The sequence below is a fragment of the Pseudonocardia sp. DSM 110487 genome, assembly GCF_019468565.1.
Lineage (GTDB): Bacteria > Actinomycetota > Actinomycetes > Mycobacteriales > Pseudonocardiaceae > Pseudonocardia.
On the sequence record NZ_CP080521.1, the window covers coordinates 6,605,703 to 6,623,608 of the forward strand.

18 protein-coding genes are annotated in these 17,906 nt (G+C 72.7%); 12 read left to right on the forward strand and 6 right to left on the reverse strand.

The window, feature by feature from the left end; genetic code table 11:
* Positions 1–174 precede the first annotated feature (174 nt).
* The 3 genes from K1T35_RS30815 to K1T35_RS30825 all read left to right on the forward strand — a co-directional run bounded on the left by K1T35_RS30815 (position 175) and on the right by K1T35_RS30825 (position 2,082).
* Positions 175–831, forward strand: coding sequence for an arsenate reductase ArsC (locus K1T35_RS30815; RefSeq protein ID WP_255620923.1), 657 nt, complete (start codon positions 175–177; stop codon positions 829–831).
* Between the two features lie 103 nt (positions 832–934).
* Positions 935–1,675 carry an MIP/aquaporin family protein gene (locus K1T35_RS30820; RefSeq protein WP_255620924.1) on the forward strand — a complete coding sequence of 247 codons (741 nt, stop codon included), beginning with the start codon at positions 935–937 and terminating at the stop codon, positions 1,673–1,675.
* Positions 1,672–2,082, forward strand: coding sequence for an arsenate reductase ArsC (locus K1T35_RS30825; RefSeq protein WP_220255300.1), 411 nt, complete (start codon positions 1,672–1,674; stop codon positions 2,080–2,082). The genes K1T35_RS30820 and K1T35_RS30825 overlap by 4 nt, the downstream gene beginning before the upstream one ends.
* Before the next feature lie 2 nt (positions 2,083–2,084).
* Here the strand turns inward: K1T35_RS30825 and K1T35_RS30830 are convergent, their stop codons facing one another.
* Positions 2,085–2,462: a nuclear transport factor 2 family protein gene (locus K1T35_RS30830; RefSeq protein ID WP_220255301.1), complete on the reverse strand. Its 378-nt coding sequence runs from the start codon at positions 2,460–2,462 to the stop codon at positions 2,085–2,087.
* 197 nt (positions 2,463–2,659) lie between these two features.
* Between K1T35_RS30830 and K1T35_RS30835 the strand changes: the two genes are divergently transcribed.
* From K1T35_RS30835 to K1T35_RS30860, 6 genes are all read left to right on the forward strand, one after another.
* The gene (locus K1T35_RS30835; RefSeq protein WP_220255302.1) at positions 2,660–3,502 is read left to right on the forward strand and encodes an ATP-grasp domain-containing protein; all 843 of its coding nucleotides are present in this window, start codon (positions 2,660–2,662) and stop codon (positions 3,500–3,502) included.
* A gap of 60 nt (positions 3,503–3,562) precedes the next feature.
* Positions 3,563–4,180: a TetR/AcrR family transcriptional regulator gene (locus K1T35_RS30840; protein WP_220255303.1), complete on the forward strand. Its 618-nt coding sequence runs from the start codon at positions 3,563–3,565 to the stop codon at positions 4,178–4,180.
* Positions 4,177–4,935 (forward strand): SDR family NAD(P)-dependent oxidoreductase, encoded by a 759-nt coding sequence (locus tag K1T35_RS30845; RefSeq protein WP_220255304.1) that lies wholly within the window; start codon positions 4,177–4,179, stop codon positions 4,933–4,935. The genes K1T35_RS30840 and K1T35_RS30845 overlap by 4 nt, the downstream gene beginning before the upstream one ends.
* A gap of 18 nt (positions 4,936–4,953) precedes the next feature.
* Positions 4,954–5,292 carry an antibiotic biosynthesis monooxygenase gene (locus K1T35_RS30850; RefSeq protein ID WP_220255305.1) on the forward strand — a complete coding sequence of 113 codons (339 nt, stop codon included), beginning with the start codon at positions 4,954–4,956 and terminating at the stop codon, positions 5,290–5,292.
* 116 nt (positions 5,293–5,408) lie between these two features.
* Positions 5,409–6,203, forward strand: coding sequence for an SAM-dependent methyltransferase (locus tag K1T35_RS30855; RefSeq protein WP_255620926.1), 795 nt, complete (start codon positions 5,409–5,411; stop codon positions 6,201–6,203).
* 13 nt (positions 6,204–6,216) lie between these two features.
* Positions 6,217–6,885 (forward strand): 4'-phosphopantetheinyl transferase superfamily protein, encoded by a 669-nt coding sequence (locus tag K1T35_RS30860; RefSeq protein ID WP_220255306.1) that lies wholly within the window; start codon positions 6,217–6,219, stop codon positions 6,883–6,885.
* On the opposite strand, the gene K1T35_RS30865 is transcribed toward K1T35_RS30860, so the two are convergent.
* Positions 6,873–7,442, reverse strand: a complete 570-nt coding sequence (locus K1T35_RS30865) for a pyridoxamine 5'-phosphate oxidase family protein (RefSeq protein ID WP_255622694.1) — start codon at positions 7,440–7,442, stop codon at positions 6,873–6,875. The genes K1T35_RS30860 and K1T35_RS30865 overlap by 13 nt on opposite strands.
* Positions 7,443–7,594: 152 nt before the next feature.
* On the opposite strand from K1T35_RS30865, the gene K1T35_RS30870 reads away from it, so the two are divergent.
* Positions 7,595–8,911 (forward strand): DNA polymerase IV, encoded by a 1,317-nt coding sequence (locus K1T35_RS30870; RefSeq protein ID WP_255620927.1) that lies wholly within the window; start codon positions 7,595–7,597, stop codon positions 8,909–8,911.
* A 22-nt stretch (positions 8,912–8,933) separates the two neighbouring features.
* On the opposite strand, the gene nhaA is transcribed toward K1T35_RS30870, so the two are convergent.
* The gene (nhaA, locus tag K1T35_RS30875) at positions 8,934–10,274 is read right to left on the reverse strand and encodes a Na+/H+ antiporter NhaA (protein WP_220255307.1); all 1,341 of its coding nucleotides are present in this window, start codon (positions 10,272–10,274) and stop codon (positions 8,934–8,936) included.
* Positions 10,275–10,329: 55 nt separating this feature from the next.
* Between nhaA and K1T35_RS30880 the strand changes: the two genes are divergently transcribed.
* Both K1T35_RS30880 and K1T35_RS30885 read left to right on the forward strand, forming a co-directional pair.
* A complete protein-coding gene (locus K1T35_RS30880; RefSeq protein ID WP_220255308.1) occupies positions 10,330–10,872 on the forward strand; it encodes a thioredoxin domain-containing protein in 543 nt (180 codons plus the stop codon).
* A gap of 77 nt (positions 10,873–10,949) precedes the next feature.
* On the forward strand, positions 10,950–11,684 hold the full coding sequence (locus K1T35_RS30885; RefSeq protein ID WP_220255309.1) for a DUF998 domain-containing protein: 735 nt from the start codon (positions 10,950–10,952) through the stop codon (positions 11,682–11,684).
* Between the two features lie 50 nt (positions 11,685–11,734).
* Here the strand turns inward: K1T35_RS30885 and cobT are convergent, their stop codons facing one another.
* From cobT to cobN, 3 genes are read right to left on the reverse strand one after another with little or no spacing between them, the layout of a single operon-like run.
* Positions 11,735–13,498, reverse strand: coding sequence for a nicotinate-nucleotide--dimethylbenzimidazole phosphoribosyltransferase (gene cobT / locus K1T35_RS49845; RefSeq protein ID WP_220255310.1), 1,764 nt, complete (start codon positions 13,496–13,498; stop codon positions 11,735–11,737).
* Positions 13,485–14,222 (reverse strand): precorrin-2 C(20)-methyltransferase, encoded by a 738-nt coding sequence (gene cobI / locus K1T35_RS30895; RefSeq protein WP_220255311.1) that lies wholly within the window; start codon positions 14,220–14,222, stop codon positions 13,485–13,487. The genes cobT and cobI overlap by 14 nt, the downstream gene beginning before the upstream one ends.
* Positions 14,219–17,896: a cobaltochelatase subunit CobN gene (gene cobN, locus K1T35_RS30900; RefSeq protein ID WP_220255312.1), complete on the reverse strand. Its 3,678-nt coding sequence runs from the start codon at positions 17,894–17,896 to the stop codon at positions 14,219–14,221. Before cobN ends, cobI begins: the two co-directional genes overlap by 4 nt.
* Between the last annotated feature and the right edge of the window lie 10 nt (positions 17,897–17,906).

Sequence of the window (17,906 nt, forward strand, 5' to 3'; positions counted from 1 at the left end):
GCGACTATTGAGTCAATGTTTGCCGAGCAAAACGAGCTGGTCGATCCCGGACCCCGCGTGGCGTGGGCGACCACACCGCGTCCGCCCACGCCGCCCGCGAGCTGACCGATCGGATCGGCCGCCTCGCCCCAGCGATCCGTCCCGCCGAACCGCCCGCCTCATGAGGAGGACCCCGTGCAGGTGCGCCACCGCCGAAGTGACCTGTCCATCGATCAGCAACTCGCCCTCACCACGGCCGCGTCGAATCTCGCCCGCCAGTTCGATGGCATCTTCGGCAGGGAGACCATCGAACGGTTCCTGCACAGCTCCTACGACGAGTTCGCCATCCGGGCCGCGGTGAAGAACTACCTGCCGCTGCTCGCAGAACGCTTCGCCCGCCAGCGGCTGCGGGCACTGGCCAAGGTCGAGGGCAAGCACGACGACGGCGTGCCGGTGGTGCTGTTCCTCTGCACCCACAACGCCGGCCGCTCCCAGATGGCACTCGGGTTCTTCACCCACCTCGCGGGCGACCACGCCGTCGCCTGGTCCGGCGGCTCCGACCCCGCGGGCCGGATCAACCCGTCGGCGATCGCGGCCATGGGCGAGCGGGACATCGACATCTCCGCCGAGTACCCGAAGCCGTGGACCGACGAGATCGTCCGCGCGGCCGACGTGGTCGTCACGATGGGCTGCGGCGACGCCTGCCCCGTTTTCCCCGGCCGCCGCTACGAGGACTGGGACATCGACGACCCGGCCGGCAAGGACGTCACGGACGTCCGCCCGATCCGCGACGAGATCGAACGCCGCGTCCGCGCGCTCCTCGCCTCGCTCGAGGTGCCTGCCCGTGCCTGAGAATGTGTTCGAGAAGCGCGGAGCGGGCCGCCCAGGGCAGCCGAGACCAGCTGGATCCCCGGCGTCCGCGGCCCACATGCGGGCTTCTCGAACACATTCTGGAGTGCCGCTGACGCGCAGGCTGCTCGCCGAGTTCCTCGGCACCGGGCTGCTCGTGGCCATCGTGATCGGGTCCGGCATCGCCGCGGGGCGGCTCTCCCCCGACGACACCGGCCTCCAGCTGCTGCAGAACTCCCTGACCACGGTGTTCGGGCTCGGTGTGCTCATCCTGCTGTTCGGCCCCGTGTCCGGGGCGCACTTCAACCCGGTGGTGTCCGCGGTCGACTGGGCGCTCGGCCGCCGTCACGGCTCGGGCCTGTCGGCAGCTGATGCGGCCGCCTACACCGCCGCGCAGATCCTCGGCGGAACCGGCGGAGCCGTGCTGGCCAACCTGATGTACGAGCTCCCACCGGTGACGATCTCCGGAACCGCCCGCGACGGGCTCGGGCTGTGGCTCGGCGAGTTCGTGGCCACCGCGGGGCTCATCGCGGTGATCGTGGCGCTCGCGCGCAGCGGACGGGCCGCGCTGTCCGCGGTCGCCGTCGCCTCGTGGATCGGCGCCGCCTACTGGTTCACCTCGTCCACCTCGTTCGCCAACCCCGCCGTCACCATCGCCCGGATGTTCAGCGACACCTTCGCCGGCATCGCACCCGGATCCGTGCCGGCGTTCGTACTGGTGCAGATCATCGGTGCGACGATCGGCGCCGCCCTCGCCGTCTCGCTCTATCCCGACGCCCGCGCCGCGGCCGGCGACATCGTCGTCCCCCACGAGGCCCGCACCGTCGCCGAAGGGACCACCCCGTGACCGAAACCCCCCGCGTCCTGTTCGTGTGCGTCCACAACGCAGGCCGCTCCCAGATGGCCGCCGCTCTGCTCGAGCACCACGCGGGGGGCCGCGTCGATGTGCTCTCCGCCGGTTCCGCTCCCGCCGACGCCATCAACCCCGCCGTCCGCGAGGTCATGGCCGAGATCGGGATCGACCTGGCCGCCCAGAAGCCGAAGCTGCTCACCACCGACGCGGTCGAGGCCTCCGACGTCGTCATCACCATGGGCTGCGGCGACGCCTGCCCCGTCTTCCCCGGCAAGCGCTACCTCGACTGGGAACTCCCCGACCCCGCAGGCAGGACACCGAGCGAGATCCGTCCCATCCGCGACGAGATCGACAGCCGCGTCCGCGCGCTCCTCACGGAACTCGCCCCGGCATCCGCCTGAGATCAGGCGCCCGCCGGAACCTTGTCGAGAAAGCCGTGGACGCCCGTGATGCGGCCGTCCTCGCCCACAGCCACGACGTCGAAGCCGATCACCAGCGGCTCGGCGCCCTCCGGGCCGAGGCCCCACCGGAAGCGGCAGACGTCGTGGTGGGCGTCGACGTCGCCGACGGGACCGAACCGCATGCCGGGGAACTGCTGGTGCACACCCGCGATAAGGGCGTCGAGCGCCTCGGTGCCGGTCACGTCGGCGAGCGGGTCGACATAGCGGGCGTCCGGGGCGAACGCCGCCTCGATCGCCGCGCGCCGCTCGGCCGAGTCGGTCGCGTTCCAAGCCTCCAGGTAGCGCTGCGCGATGGTGGCGCCGGGGGTCGTGGTGGTCATCGTGGTTCCTTCCTGTCGTTTGCTGACAGGGAAGAGCCTCGCCCGGGAGACGTGGTCCGGTCGATCACCTCGGAGGTAATGAGCCACAGCGCCGCAGCGGAGTGGACCGTCGACGCCGGACCGACATGCGGGGCCATCGGAGATTCTCCCGGATAACCCAGTGGGTCACGCGCCGTGCGAACGCCATCCTGAGCGTCGTGATCCTCATCGTCCCCCACGACGTCCTGCGCCCCCGACGCCCTGACGAGCACTTCGCGGCGGAGGCCGCCGCGGCGCGCGACATCGGCTGCACGGTCGCGCTGGTCGATCACGACACCATGGCAACGGGTGACGGCGCGGATCGTGCCACGGCGCGGGTGCCTGCCGGCGCCGACGCGGTGTACCGAGGCTGGATGTTGAGCAGCACGGCGTACGCCGCGTTCGCGGACGCGCTGGCCGCCCGGGGCACCACACTGCGCACGAACTCCGCCGGCTACCGGACGGCCCACGAGCTTCCCGGCTGGTACGAGATGTTCGCCGGTGTCACTCCGGCCACGGTGTGGACGGCGGGAACCGACCGGTCGGACTTCGACCGGGCCTGCCGGGAGCTCGGTGCGGGCCCCGCGGTGCTCCGCGACTACACCAAGTCGATGAAGCACTACTGGGACGAGGCCGCCTTCCTGCCCGACGTCGCCGATCGGGACGCGGCGTGGCGGGTGGCGTGCCGGTTCGCCGAGCTCCGCGAGGTCGTGGAGGGCGGTTTCGTGCTCCGCCGCTTCGAGCGGTTCGTCGGCACCGAGGTCCGCACGTGGTGGGTGGACGGAACCTGCCGGGTGGTCACCGCACACCCGGACACCCCGGCCGCTCCCGTCCCGGACGAGATCGACATCCCACCGCTCGCACCTCTCGTCGCGGCGCTCGACCTGCCGTTCGTCACGGTCGACCTCGCCCTCCGGGACGACGGTCGCTGGCGCGTCGTCGAGCTGGGTGACGGACAGGTCAGCGACTGGCCCGCCGGAATGCCCGTCACCGTGCTCGTGGATCTGCTCGCCCGTCACTGAGGCTCCCCGTTACCGAGCAGATGCTTGACAAGCGCCGCCGCGCTATCCATCATCTGCTTGATGGATAGCGAAGTACGGCCGGCTCGCCGGCGCCTGAGGGCGGAGGACCGGCGGCAGCAGATCGTGGAGACCGCCTTCACCATGGTTGCGGAGAAGGGGTTCGAGGGCCTGCGCACTCGCGATGTCGCGGCGCACGCGGGGATCAACAGCGCGACGCTGCACCACTACTTCCCCACCAAGGAGGCGCTGGTCGAGGGGGTCGCGGCACACCTGGAGGCGCGGTACAGGCACCGCCGGTCACCCGAGCTCGCAACGGACGAGGGCGCTCCGGCCGCAGTTCGCCGGCTGCGGCAGGAGTTCGCGGACGTCGCCTTCTTCTGGCGCGAGGACCAGCGCACGTGGGCGGTCTCGCGCGAGTTCATGCTGCGCGCGCCTCGTGACGAGGCCGTGGCGGACCTCGTCACGCGCCTGAACGAACGGTGGTGCGCCGGCGTCGAACGCGTACTCGCGGAAGGCCGGGACGCAGGCGTGTTCCGGGGCGGGCTCGACCCGGCAGCGGCGGCCCTCGCCGTCGTGGGCGCGCTGTGGGGCTCGATCGTGCTCACACGCCCCACGCAGGAGCGGTTCGCCGCCGTCTGCCGCGAGATCGAGGCCGGCCTCACCGGGGAGAAGAAGTGACGCAACTGCTGGCAGGGCGGGTCGCCCTCATCACGGGCGCAGGCCGGGGCATCGGCGCGCGCACCGCGCAGCGGTTCGCCGAGTGCGGCGCGAAGGTCGCCGTGAACTACCTCCGCAACCAGGCCGCCGCGGAGTCCGTGGTCCGTGCGATCTCCGACTCCGGCGGGAGCGCGCTCGCCGTACGGGCGGACGTTCGCGAGGCCGACGCGGTCGCGGCCATGGTCGCCTCCGTGACCGAGCGCATGGGGCCGCCCGACACCCTGGTCCTCAACGCCGACGCGGGCGGGTTCCGGCCGGCCCCGGTCATGCGGCTCGAGACCGATGCGTACGAGTCGCGGCTGTCGGACGAGATGCGGGCAGCGTTCACCCCGGTGCGAGCCGTCGTGCCGGGCATGCTCCGGATGGGGCACGGCACGATCCTCGCCATCAGCAGCGCGCTGTGCCGCGCGCCGGTGCCCGGCTTCTCCACCCTGGCGGTCAGCAAGGCCGCGCTCGAGTCGTTCGTCCGCGCGCTCGCCGTGGAGCTCGGTCCGCACGGCATCAGGGTCAACACCATCGAGGCGTCGATGATCCAGGGCGAGAACAGCGCCGTCGTCGGCGACGAGCAACTGGAGGAACTGCGGGACCTGGTCCCGCTGCGCCGCCTCGGCCGACCCGACGACGTCGCGGGCATCGCGACGCTCATCGCCTCGGACCTCGCGGGCTTCGTCAACGGCGCGGCCGTACCCGTCAACGGCGGCCAAGTCCTCTACTGACCGACAGGAGTGTCCGAGATGACCGTCATCGAGAGCGACAAGGGCGTGATCACCCAGATCAACGTCTTCGACGTCGAGCCGGGCAAGGTCGACCTGCTCGTCGCGACCCTCAAGGAGGCGGCGGGAACCGTCACCCACGTACCGGGCTGGATGTCGATCAACATCCACGTCTCCCTCGACCGCACGAAGGTCACGAACTACGCCCAGTGCACCAGCAAGGAGGCGTGGGACGCCGTCATGGAGGTGATCTACGCCAAGGGCTACATCGACCGGCTCACCGCCATCGCGCGTCCCCATCCGTGCCTCTACGACGTCGTCTGGACGCTCGACCGCAGCCAGGTGACGTCAGGCGGGTAGCCCTCACCCCGTCGCGCCGACGAGTCGCGGCTCCAGCGCGGGTGATCTCCACGGCCACCCCGTGGGTTATCGTCACGACGCAGCTCGTGCTCGTACCTCTTCCGGAGGAAGGTTCAGTGACCGACCGACCCGTGCCAGACCTCCGTCCCGACATCCCCCACGGCGCCCGGATCTGGAACTACTGGCTCGGCGGCAAGGACAACTACGCCGCCGATCGGGAGGTCGGCGATGCGGTGAGGTCGGCGTTCCCGGAGATCGTGGACATGGCGTTCAAGTCCCGCCAGTTCCTGAACCGGGCGGTGCGCTACCTCGCGGGCGAGGCCGGGATCCGCCAGTTCCTCGACATCGGCACCGGCCTGCCCACCATGCAGAACACCCACGAGGTGGCCCAGTCGGTCGCGCCCGACGCGAAGATCGTCTACGTCGACAACGACCCGCTCGTGCTCGCCCACGCCCGCGCGCTGCTGGTCAACACGACTCCCGAGGGCGTCACCAAGTACGTCGACGCCGACTACCACCACCCGGATCGCATCATCGCGCAGGCTCGGGAGATCCTCGACTTCTCTCGGCCGGTCGCTGTGATGTTCATGGGCGTGTTCGGCTACGTCCCCGACTACGACGAGGCGAGCTCGATCGTCTCCCGGGTGCTCGACGCCGTCCCGCCGGGCAGCTACCTCGTGCTCTGGGACGCAACCAACACCAGCGAGGCCGTCATCAGGGGCGAGCGGGCGCAAGCCGAGCTGGGGTCGCCGTACCAGCTGCGCACCGTCGAGGAGATCCGCGGCTGGTTCACAGGCACCGAACTGATCGAGCCGGGGCTCGTGCCCATCACCCAGTGGCGACCGGGCGCTGTCGAGATCGGCCAGATCGAGCACATCGACGCCTACTGTGGCGTCGGCCGCAAGCCCTGACCGAGCCGCTCCCATGACCGTCGTGTGGTGGGCCGCCCCGGTGGCGCCAGGTGACGCCCATGGGCTCGTGGCATTGCTGGACCGCCAGGAGCGCGACCGGCTCGACCGCTTCCGCCGCCCCGCCGACCAGGCTCGCTACCTCGCGGCGCACGCCCTCGTGCGGTTGGTGCTCGCCGACGCCGTCGGCACGTCCGCGGCAGCGCTGGCCTTCGACCGCACCTGCCGCTGCGGCGAGCAGCACGGCAAACCGGTGCTGCCCGGCGGGCCCGGGTTCTCCCTGACGCACGCAGGCGACCTCGTCGGCGTCGCCGTGCACCCCGGCGGGGACGTCGGGCTCGACGTCGAGCAGGTCCGCGAGCTCGGAGACCTGGAGGCGATGGCCGCCCACGTCTGCTCGCCCCGCGAGTCCGCCCCGGACGCCGAGGCCTTCTTCACGCTCTGGACGCGCAAGGAAGCCCTGCTGAAGGCGGTCGGCACCGGGCTCGCCACGCCCATGTCGGCCATCACGCTCGGCCCGGCGGGCGTGCTCGCGTGGACCGGGGAGGACGCGCCCCGAGAGCCGCTGTGGCTCGCCGACCTGCACCCCGGCGAGGGGTACCACGCCGCCGTCGCCGGCACCGGCGCGCGGCCGGAGGTCACCGAGCGTCGCGGGGACGATCTCCTCGCCGCTCAGGCGCGGTAGAGCTTCTCCGCGTACGAGGGCCCGTAGTACTCCTCGAGCTCGTCGAGAGGGGTGTCCTTGCGGGTGAGGGCCTTCGCGATGCGCGCCGTCGACGGGATCGCATCGTGGTCCCACGTCTCGGGCTGCCAGAGCTTCGAGCGCATGAACGCCTTCGCGCAGTGGTAGAAGACCTCGTCGATCGCCACCTCGAGGGCGAGGATCGGCCGGTGCCCCTTCACCACCATCTCGTCGAAGTACGGGGCGTCGCGCAGGAGCCGGGCCCGCCCGTTGATCCGGAGGGTGTCGCCGCGGCCGGGCACGAGGAAGATCAGCCCGACGTGCGGGTTCGCCATGACGTTGCGGTAGCCGTCGACCCGCCGGTTGCCGGGTCGCTCCGCGATGGCGAGGGTGCGGTCGTCGATCACGTGGGCGAGCTGCCCCGCCGGGTCGCCCTTCGGGGAGACGTCGAGGTTCCCCGTGGCGTCGCTGGTGCCGATCAGGCAGAGCGGGGAGTGCTCGAGCCACATCCGGTCGATCGGGTCCAGCACGTGCCGGACCTTCTCCGCCGCGGCCTTCATGGGAGCGCCGACGACGGCTTCCAGCTCGGCGACGGTGGTGATCTCGGCGCTGGTGATCTCGGCGCTGGTGATCTCTGGGCTGATCTCTGCGGTTGCCACGTCTACGGCACGCTACGGCCAGGACTGTCGGTCCGTCCAGGGACAATGGCGAGGTGTCCGCGCGTTGGGTCCTGCACCTGGACATGGACGCGTTCTTCGCCGCCTCCGAGCAGCTCACCCGTCCCACGCTGCGCGACCGGCCGGTGCTGGTCGGCGGTCTGGGGCCGCGCGCGGTCGTGGCAGGCGCCAGTTACCAGGCACGCGTGTTCGGGGCGCGTTCGGCCATGCCGATGGGCCAGGCGCGGCGGCTCTGCCCGCACGCCGTGGTGCTGCCGGCGCGGTTCACGTTGTACAAGGAGCTCAGCTCGCGGGTGATGGCGGTGCTCGCCGACGCCTCCCCCGTGCTGGAGCCGGTGTCGATCGACGAGGCCTTCCTCGAACCGCCCGCGCTGGCCGGAGCATCTGCCGCGGACGTGGAGCGGTTCGGCATGCGGCTGCGGGCCGACGTGCGCGCGGCCACCGGGCTGCCGGCGTCGGTCGGCGCGGGGTCGGGCAAGCAGCCGGCGAAGATCGCTTCTGAGCTCGCGAAGCCCGACGGGCTGCGGGTGGTCGCGCCCGACGTGGAGCGGGAGGTGCTGGGGCCGCTGCCCGTGCGCTCGCTGTGGGGCGTCGGGCCGGTGGCCGAGGCCGGGCTGCGCAAGCTCGGCGTCCACACGATCGGCGAGCTCGCGGCGATGGACCTGCGCGAGGTCCACGGCCTGCTCGGCACGGCGATCGGCACCGAGCTGCACCGCCTCGCCCGCGGCATCGACGAGCGCCCGGTGGCCCCACGTGGGGCGGCCAAGCAGGTCAGCGCCGAGACCACGTTCGACATCGACCTCACCGCGATGGCCGCCGTCCACGACGCGGTGGCGCGGATGACCGAGGCCGCGCACCGCAGGCTCGTCGCGTCCGGGCGGGCGGCGCGCACCGTCACGGTGAAGGTGCGCAGCGCCGACTTCACCACGTCCAGCCGTTCGGAGACGGCCGGCATCGCGAGCACCGACCTCGGCGCCCTCACCGCCGTCGCGCAGCGACTCGCCCGCACCGCCGTGCCGGAGGGTGGGGTGCGGCTGATCGGCGTGTCCCTCGCCGGGCTCACCGACGACCCGCCCCCTGCGCTCTTCGAGCCTGCCCCCGAGGCCGCCCCCGCCGCGCCGGTCGAGTTCGCCGATCCGGCGCCCGAGCACGACGCTCCCGCCGAGCGCCCGTGGCAGGCGGGCGACGACCTCGCCCACGCCGAGCACGGGCACGGGTGGGTCCAGGGAGCGGGCCACGGGCGCATCACCGTGCGGTTCGAGACGCGCAGCACCGGCCCCGGCCGCGCACGCACGTTCGCCGCCGACGACCCGGCCCTGCGTCGCGCCGACCCGTTGGCGAGCCTCGCCTGAGAGCGACCGGGGGCGGGTGCGCCTACGCCGGTGGGCGCCAGGGGCGCGGGGGGAGTACCGGGAGGCCGCTCGGAGCGCACTGGCCCCCGCGTTCCCCGCCCAGCCGGAAGATCAGCCAGCCGGTCAGGGCCGCGAGGATCGAGCCCGTGAGGATGCCGATCTTCGCGTCGGTCACCAGCTGTTCGTCGGTCAGGGCCAGCTCCGTGACGAACAGCGCCACGGTGAACCCGATGCCGGCGAGCCCCGCGCCGCCGATCAGCTGCCCCCAGCGCAGGGTGTCGGGCACCCGGCCGAGGCCGGTGCGCAGCGCGACCCAGGTGCCCAGCGAGACGCCGACCAGCTTCCCGACCGTGAGCCCGACGATGATGCCCCAGGTCAGGGGTGAGGTGAACGCCGCGGCGAGCGTCTCGCCGGTGATCACGACCCCCGCGTTGGCCAGCACGAACACCGGCACGATCACGTAGCTGCTCCACGGCTGGATGCGCAGCTGTAGCCGCTCGTTGGGCGACACGACCTCCGTGACCGCCGCCTGCGCGGCCATCGCCCGCTCCGGGCTGGGATCGAGCATGAAGCTGCTGCCGAGCACCTGCGCCCGCATCACGTCACGCAGCCGAGGGGCGTAGGCGTTCACGAGCAGACCCATGACGACCCCGACCACGCTCGGGTGCACGCCGGAGTCCAGCACCGCCAGCCACATCACCACACCGATCAGCACGTAGATCGGGGTGCGCCAGAACGGCGCGAAGCGCAGTCCCAGCAGCGCCAGGAACAGCACGACCGACAGCACGAGCGAGGTGATCTGCACGTCCTCGGTGTAGAAGATCGCGATCGCCGCGACGGCGCCGATGTCGTCGACGATCGCGAGCGCGAGCAGGAACACGCGCAGCTGGTCGGGGCAGCGCGGGCCGACCAGCGCCAGCACACCGATCACCACAGCGGTGTCGGTGGAGATCGCGATACCCCACGCCCCGGCCGCAGGGCCACCCGCGTTGAACATCAGGAACAGCAGGGCCGGCACGACGAGACCACCGATCGCGGCGATCGCAGGGGCGGCCAGCGCCCGGAGGCCGCGCAGCTCGCCGAGCACCATCTCCCGCGAGATCTCCAGCCCGACGCTGAAGAAGAACAGCACCATGAGGCCGTCGTTGACCCAGTGCCGCAGGTCGAGCGCGAGCGCCGTGTCACCGACGGTCAGCGCGACCTCCATGTGCCAGAACTCCTCGTAGCCCCACCCGAGGTTGGCCCACGCCAGCGCCAGCACGGCCGCCGTGAGCAGCAGCACCGCCGACCCGGACTCGGTGCGCAGGAAGTCGCGCGCGGCCCGGCTGAGGTCGCCGCGCTCGGCTAAGGTCGTCACCGTCACGGCGTGATCCTGCCATCCGGCGACACCCGCCCCGATCAGCCGTCAGGGAGGCACGATGCCGCTCGCACCCCGGGTCGGCAGCTACGACCACCTCCAGGGTGTGCTCGGTTCCGAGCTCACCCTCGTCGAGTACGGCGACTTCGAGTGCCCGTACTGCCGCCGCGCCTACCCGATCGTCGAGGAAGTGCGACAGCGCCTCGGCGACCGGCTCGTGTTCGTGTTCCGGCACTTCCCGCTCGCCGAGCTGCACCCGTTCGCGCTGTCGGCGGCCGTCGCGGCCGAGGGCGCGGCGCTGAAGGGTCAGTTCTGGGCGATGCACGCCAGGCTCTACTCCGGCGACGAACCGGCCCTGCGGCAGGAGGACCTGCGCCGCTACGCCGAGGAGATCGGCATCCCGCCGGAGAAGGTGCTGTGGCCTGCCACCCGGTTCGTCGAGGACCGCGTCGAGGCCGACTTCAACTCCGGCGTCCGCAGCGGCGTGCGCGGCACGCCCACGTTCTTCGTCAACGGGGAGATCTACCGCGGCTCGGTCTCGGTCGAGCATCTCGTGGAGGCGCTGGAATCCACCGTTCCGGCGACGGTCGGCCCCGCCCTGTAGACCTCCGGGAACACGCACCGCGGCGCGCCGCGTTCGCATGATCACAGGTCGGCGGATGGGGGGCCACAATGGAGGGCGTGAAGCGTTCGGGCCGGCTGGGTCTCGCGACGCTGCTGCTCGCGGTGATCGCGCTGCTCGCGCTGGCGCGCTCGACCGTGATCATGGTCTACCTGGGCGTCACGTACTTCCGCGAGGTCAACCCGATCTCGGTGCCATTGAGCTACTACGCCTTCGTCGAGGGCGGTGAGCAGCTGTTCTTCTCGGCCGCGGTGGCGCTCGCCGTCGGGGCGCTCGCCGTGCTGGTCGGGATGGCGCGCTCCGGCGTGCGGATGGCGGGCCGGCCCACCGTCCTGCTCGCGGTGTGGGCGCTCTGCCTCGTGCTCGCCGCGGTCTTCCCCGCCGACGACTCGACGCGGATCATGACCTTCGGCGGCTGGGTGCACCAGTTCGCAGGCGCCGGCATCCTCGCGCTCCTGTCGTTCGCAGGCCTCGCGGCCGCGGCCCGGCTCGCGGAGAAGCCGGAGTGGGCGCCCGTCGTCTCCACCGTCCGCACGCTCTCGATCGCCGCCGCCGTGCTCGCCGCCGCGTACGTGGCCAGCAGGCTGGACGACGTCGTGCCCGGCATCTTCGGCCCCGTCGACGTCGGCGGCGTCCTCCAACGGATGGTGCTCGGGTTCCACGCCGCCGTGGTGGCGGCGCTGGCGGTGCAGCTCGTGCGCGTGTCGTGGCCCGCGGTGTGGCGGCGCGCGGCCGCGACCGCGCCGCCCGCCCCGCCTGCGGTCGCCCACCGCACCCCGCCGCTGACCCCGTAGCGAGTTCTCCTCACCGGAAGAGGGGGCCGGCGCTGTTCGGCCTGCGGGAATCAGCCCGTCTTGTCGGTGACGCCCGCGGCGTCGAAGGTGGCGACGTCCTGCGTGGCCTGGGCCGCGCTCTGCAGCACCGGGAGGGCGAGCAGGGCCCCGGTGCCCTCACCGAGACGCATCCCGAGGTCGAGCAGCGGGTCGAGGCGCAGGTGGGAGAGGGCGCGGGTGTGGCCCGGCTCGGCCGAGCGGTGCCCGGCCACCCAGTACGCGCGCGCATCCGGACTGAACGCGGCCGCGGCGAGCGCGGCGGCGCCCGCGTTCACCCCATCCAGCAGCACCGGAACCCGCAGCGCGGCACCGGCGAGCACGAAGCCGGCCAGCGCGGCGTGCTCCAGCCCACCGACGGCGGCGAGCACACCGAGCGGGTCGGCCGGGTCGGGCCGGTGCCGGGCCAGCGCCGCGGCCACCACGGCCGTTTTGCGGGCGAGCGTCTCGTCGTCGATCCCGGTGCCGCGGCCGGTGGCCTCCCCCGGTTCGGCTCCGGTGAAGACGCTGATCAGGACGGCGGCCGCGGTGGTGTTGGCGATACCCATGTCACCGGTGACGAGGCAGCGGTTGCCGGCCGCGACGAGGTCGCGTGCCGTCTCGATCCCCACTTCGACCGCGGCAAGGGCCTGCTCGCGGGTGAGCGCGGGACCCGTCGCCAAATCGGCGGTGCCGTCGGCGACCCGCCGCGGGAGGAGGCCGGGCGCCGGATCAAGGGGCGCTGCCACGCCGACGTCCACCACGCACACCTCGACGCCGAGGCGCCGGGCGAAGGCGTTCACCACCGCTCCGCCCGCGAGGAAGTTCGCCACCATCTGCGCCGTGACCTCTTGCGGCCACGGCGTCACGCCCTGGGCGTGCACGCCGTGGTCGGCGGCGAACACGGCCACCGCCGCGGGCTCGGGTACCGGCGGCGGGCAGGCCGCTGCGATCCCGGCGAGCGTGACGGCGAGGTCCTCGACCCTCCCGAGCGCGCCGCGCGGCTTCGTCATCCGGTCGAGGCGCTCCGCCGCGGCGGCCCGTGCTGCGGAGTCAACGGGCTCGATCGCGGCGACGGTCTCGGTGAGCAGGTCCATCGGCTCCTCCCCTGGCAGGCCTCGGCGTCCGTAGCTGTCGTGGTGCACGGCCCAGCGCAGGGGGCGGCGGTGCGCCCAGCCCGCGGTGGCGAGCTCCGGCTCGTCCGGGAAGACGTCGACGTGCCCGACGCAAAGGTAGGCCACCAGCTCCAGGTGCGGCGGCAGGCCGAGCAGTCGGGCGAGCGCTCGCTCGTCGCCGAAGCTGACCCAGCCAACGCCGAGGCCCTCCGCCCGGGCGGCGAGCCAGAGGTTCTGCACGGCGCCGACCACCGAGTACGGCGCGGTCTGCGGCTGGGTGTGGCGGCCGAGGACGTTCCGGCCGCCGCGCGTCGGGTCGCAGGTGACCGCGATGTTCAGGGGCGCGTCGAGGATCGCCTCGACCTTGACGTCGCGGAACGCGGCCGCCCGCGCCGCGGGCAGCGACGCGGCGTAGGCCTCGCGGGCGGCGGCGACGTGGGCGTGCACCCGCTCACGGACGACGCGGTCCCGCAGCACGAGGAAGTCCCACGGCTGGGAGAACCCCACCGACGGTGCCGCGTGCGCGGCCTCCAGCACCCGGGTGAGCACGGAATCCTCGACGGGATCGGACAGGAACCCGGTCCGCACGTCCCGCCGTGAGTGCACGACGTCGTAGAAGGCTCGTGAGTGGATACGCGCGCTATAGCTCGCGTTTCCACTCACGACCTGGTCAGCGGAGGCCATGTCCTCGACCGTTGCGCTTCGGGGGGACGATCAGGGTCGCCAGGTAGGGGCCCTGCTCGTCGGGGTCCAGGTCGGTCGCGGGGCGGATGTCCTCCTCCGGCAGACCGAGCCCCGCGCCGTACACGGCCTCGTCGATCCGGCCGGTGGCGCGCAGCGCTGCGAGGGTCTCGGGCAGCATCCGGCCGAACTTGTACGCGGCCACGGCGTCGCCTCGTTCCAGTGCCTCGCGGAACCGCTCGGGCCCGGCCGTCATCGGGAACAGGGCGAGCGGCTCCCGCCCCTCGACGAGGGGTGTTCCGGAGCGCGCCGCGAGGTCCTGCATGGCGGTGATCCCGGGGACGAGCCGCACCTCCAGCTCGCCCAGCACACCTCGGACGGACGCGGCGAGGTAGCTGAACGTGGAGTAGACGCACGGGTCGCCGATCGTCGCGAACACGGCCGTGCCGCCGGGGCGCGCGGCGAACCAGGCCGCGACCTGCGCCGCGGCGGCGTCCCACGTGCGCTCACGGCGCTCGGTGTGCTCGCGGTCGTGCAGGGCGAATACCACGCGCTCCACCCGCCACGCCTCCGCGTAGTAGAGGACGGTCTGCTCCGCGCGGCCCGTCTCCCCCGTGTCGGCGACCGGCACGAACACGACGTCGGCCTTGGCCAGGAGATTGGCCGCCTTGACCGTGACGAGCTCGGGGTCGCCCGGGCCCACTCCCACACCGACCAGCGTGTTCATTGCTGGCCCTCCAGGTCGCCTTCGAGGTCGAGATAGGTCTGGCGGAGCCGGTCGAGCACGGCGTCGTCCGGCTTGGCCCACATGCCGCGGTCGGCGGCCTCGAGGAGGCGTTCGGTGATCCCGCGCAGGGCCCATGGGTTGGACTTCTCCATGAACGCCCTGTTGGTCTCGTCGAACACGTAGCTCTCGGCGAGCTGCCCGTACATCCAGTCGTCGACCACACCCGCGGTGGCGTCGTAGCCGAACAGGTAGTCGACGGTGGCGGCCAGCTCGAACGCGCCCTTGTAGCCGTGGCGCTGCATCGCCGCGATCCACTTGGGGTTCACGACGCGGGCCCGGAAGACGCGCTTGGTCTCCTCGGCCAGCGTGCGCGTCTTCACCGCCTGCGGCACCGCCGAGTCGCCGACGTACGCGGCGGGCGAGCGCCCGGTGAGCGCCCGCACCATCGCCACCATGCCGCCGTGGTACTGGAAGTAGTCGTCGGAGTCGACGATGTCGTGCTCGCGGGTGTCCTGGTTCTTCGCCGCCACCGCGATCCGCCGGAACGACTGCTCCATGTCGGATCGGGCCTCGCGACCGTCGAGCCCGCGGCCGTAGGCGTACCCGCCCCACACCGCGTAGACCTCGGCGAGGTCGGCGTCGCTGCGCCAGTTGCGGGCGTCGATCAGCGGCAGCAGGCCCGCGCCGTACGCGCCCGGCTTCGACCCGAAGATCCGCGACGTGGCGCGGCGGCGGTCACCGTGCCGCCCGGTGTCCTCCTCGACGTGGGCGCGCAGGTAGTTCTGCTCGGCCGGCTCGTCGAGCTCGGCGACGGCGCGGATCGCGTCGTCGAGCAGCGTGATGACGTGCGGGAACGCGTCGCGGAAGAACCCGGAGATGCGCACGGTGACGTCGATGCGCGGCCGGCCGAGCTCCTCGAGCGGGACGACCTCGAAGCCGGTGACGCGGCGGGATGCGTCGTCCCAGACCGGGCGGCAGCCGATGAGCGCGAGGATCTCGGCGAGGTCGTCGCCCTGGGTACGCATGGCACTCGTGCCCCACACCGTGAGCCCGACGCTCGACGGGTAGGTCCCGGTGTCTGCGATGTGGCGGGCGACCAGCGACTCGGCGAGCGCAGAGCCGATCTCCCATGCGCTGCGCGACGGGATCGCCTTGGGGTCGACGGAGTAGAAGTTCCGCCCGGTCGGGAGCACGTTGACCAGCCCGCGGGTCGGCGAGCCGGACGGCCCCGCCGGCACGTACCCGCCGTCGAGGGCGTGCAGGACGGCGGTGACCTCGTCGGTGGTGCGCTCCAGTCGCGGGACCACCTCCCGGCAGCCGAAGTCGAGCACCGCGACGACGGAGGGGATCTCCTCCCCCAGCAGGTCGGCGCACACGGCGGCGGGCTCGACCCACCCCCGCTCCTGCAGGCCGACGACAAGGGCCCGAGCGACCCCCTCCAGCACGTCGACGAGATCGGCCCCGGTGACGGCGGGCCCCGGCGCGACGGCGAGGAGCTGCCCCATCCGACGAACGGCGCGTTCGTCGGAATCATCTCGTGTCTCAGGGCGCTCGCCCGGCGCTGCGAGGAGGGCCTGTTCATCGAGATCCGCCCACGTCGCGAGGGCCGCGCGGAGGCCGGGGAGGGCCTGCTTGCCGCCCCAGACCTGGCTGGCGCGCAGGATCGACAGCACCAGGTTGACCTGGGCCTCGTCGCGCGGGGGGCCGCCGAGGATGTGCAGGCCGTCGCGGATCTGGACGTCCTTGACCTCGCAGAGGTAGCCGTCGATGTGCAGGACGAAATCGTCGAAGGACTCCTCGCCGGGCACGGCGTCTACGTGCAGGTCGTGGTGCAGCTGCGCCGCCGTCACGACCTCCCAGATCTGCGTGCGCAGTGCGGGCAGCTTCGCCGGGTCCATCGCCTGGACCGTGGCGTACTCGTCGAGGAGCTGCTCCAACTTCGCCATCTCGCCGTACGTGTCGGCGCGGGCCATGGGCGGGACGAGGTGGTCCACGACCACCGCGTGGCCGCGGCGCTTGGCCTGCGTGCCCTCGCCCGGGTCGTTGACGATGAACGGGTAGACGAGCGGTAGCTCCCCGAGCACCGCGTCCGGGGCGTCCTCCGCGGCGAGCCCAAGGCCCTTGCCGGGCAGCCACTCGAGCGTGCCGTGCTTGCCGAGGTGGATCACGGCGTCGGCGCCGAACTCCTCGTCGAGCCAGCGGTAGGCGGCGAGGTAGTGGTGCGACGGGGGCAGTGCCGGGTCGTGGTAGATCGCCACCGGGTTCTCGCCGAACCCGCGCGGCGGCTGGATCATCAGCACCACGTTGCCGAACCGCAGCGAGGCCAGCACGATCTCGTCCCGGTCGACGTAGAGCGAGCCCGGGGGCTCACCCCAGTGCTCGCGCATCCCGTCGGTGAGCGCGGACGGGAGCGCGTCGAACCAGCGCCGGTAGTCCGAGAGCCGGACGCGCGCCGGCGCGGCCGCCAGCTGCTCCTCGGTGAGCCACTCGACGTCGTGCCCGCCCGCCGCGATCAGGGAGTGGATCAGCTCGTCGGAGTCCTCGGGGAAGTCGCCGACCTGGTAACCGGCGTGCCGCAGGGCGCGCAGCAGCACGACGGCGGACGCGGGCGTGTCCAGCCCGACCGCGTTGCCCACCCGGGAGTGCTTCGTCGGGTACGACGAGAGCACCACGGCGACCTTCCGTGCCGCCACCGGGGTGGCGTGCAGCCGCGCGTGGCGCACCGCGAGCCCGGCCAGCCGTGCGGCGCGCTCGGGGTCGGCGCGGTAGACGGGGATGTCGTCGCCGGGTTCTGTCTCCTTGAACGAGAACGGCACCGTGATCAGGCGCCCGTCGAACTCCGGGATCGCCACCTGCATCGCGGCGTCCATCGGAGAGAGCGCCGCGTCGGACTCGGCCCAGGTCGCGCGGGAGGTCGTCAGGCACAGGCCCTGCAGGACGGGAACGTCGAGGGTGGCGAGCGCGCCCGCGTCCCACGAGTCCTCCTCGCCGCCGGCGCTCGCGTCCGCGGCCACCGTCCCTCCGGCGGCCAGCACCGTCGCGACCAGCGCGTCGGCCCCGCCCAGCAGCCCCATCAGCTCCGGCTGGGCTCCCCGCAGGGAGCCGCAGAACACCGGCAACGCGTTCGCCCCGCGCGCCTCGATCGCGTCGCACAGGACGTCGACGAACGCGGTGTTGCCACTCGTCTCGTGGGCCCGGTAGAAGACCACGCCGACGGTCGGCTTCGCCGGGTCCTGCGCCCGGTCGCCGTGCACGCCGAACTCGGGCATGGCCTCCGGCGGCTCGAAGCCCTCGCCGGTGAGCAGCACGGTGTCGGAGAGGAAGCGGTGCAGCTCGCGCAGGTTGGCGGTGCCGCCTGCGGCGAGGTAGGCGAGCGCCTCGGACGCAACGCCTGCCGGCACGGTGGACGCGGCCATCAGCTCGGCGTCCGGCGCGGCCTCCCCGCCCAGCAGCACGACCGGCAGCCCCGAGGCCGCCAGCGCGTCGACCCCCTCCGGCCAGGCCCGGCGCCCGCCGAGGAGCCGCAGCACGACGACGGCGACGCCGTCGAGCAGCGGAGGCAGCCCGTCGGGATCGACGCGGGCCGGGTTGGCGGTGCGGTAGAGCGCCCCCGAGCTGCGGGCGGCCAGCAGCTCCGTGTCGGCGGTGGAGAGCAGCAGCACGGGCTGCGTCATCAGCGTTCCT

What these genes read in the sequence shown, in the direction of transcription:
- K1T35_RS30880 (WP_220255308.1), top strand. Translation starts at nt 10,330, where the DNA reads ATGCCGCTCGCACCCCGGGTCGGCAGCTACGACCACCTCCAGGGTGTG.
- K1T35_RS30850 (WP_220255305.1), top strand. Translation starts at nt 4,954, where the DNA reads ATGACCGTCATCGAGAGCGACAAGGGCGTGATCACCCAGATCAACGTC.
- K1T35_RS30860 (WP_220255306.1), top strand. Translation starts at nt 6,217, where the DNA reads ATGACCGTCGTGTGGTGGGCCGCCCCGGTGGCGCCAGGTGACGCCCAT.
- K1T35_RS30830 (WP_220255301.1), bottom strand. Translation starts at nt 2,462, where the DNA reads ATGACCACCACGACCCCCGGCGCCACCATCGCGCAGCGCTACCTGGAG.
- cobI (WP_220255311.1), bottom strand. Translation starts at nt 14,222, where the DNA reads ATGAACACGCTGGTCGGTGTGGGAGTGGGCCCGGGCGACCCCGAGCTC.
- cobN (WP_220255312.1), bottom strand. Translation starts at nt 17,896, where the DNA reads ATGACGCAGCCCGTGCTGCTGCTCTCCACCGCCGACACGGAGCTGCTG.
- K1T35_RS30840 (WP_220255303.1), top strand. Translation starts at nt 3,563, where the DNA reads ATGGATAGCGAAGTACGGCCGGCTCGCCGGCGCCTGAGGGCGGAGGAC.
- cobT (WP_220255310.1), bottom strand. Translation starts at nt 13,498, where the DNA reads ATGGCCTCCGCTGACCAGGTCGTGAGTGGAAACGCGAGCTATAGCGCG.
- K1T35_RS30865 (WP_255622694.1), bottom strand. Translation starts at nt 7,442, where the DNA reads ATGAAGGCCGCGGCGGAGAAGGTCCGGCACGTGCTGGACCCGATCGAC.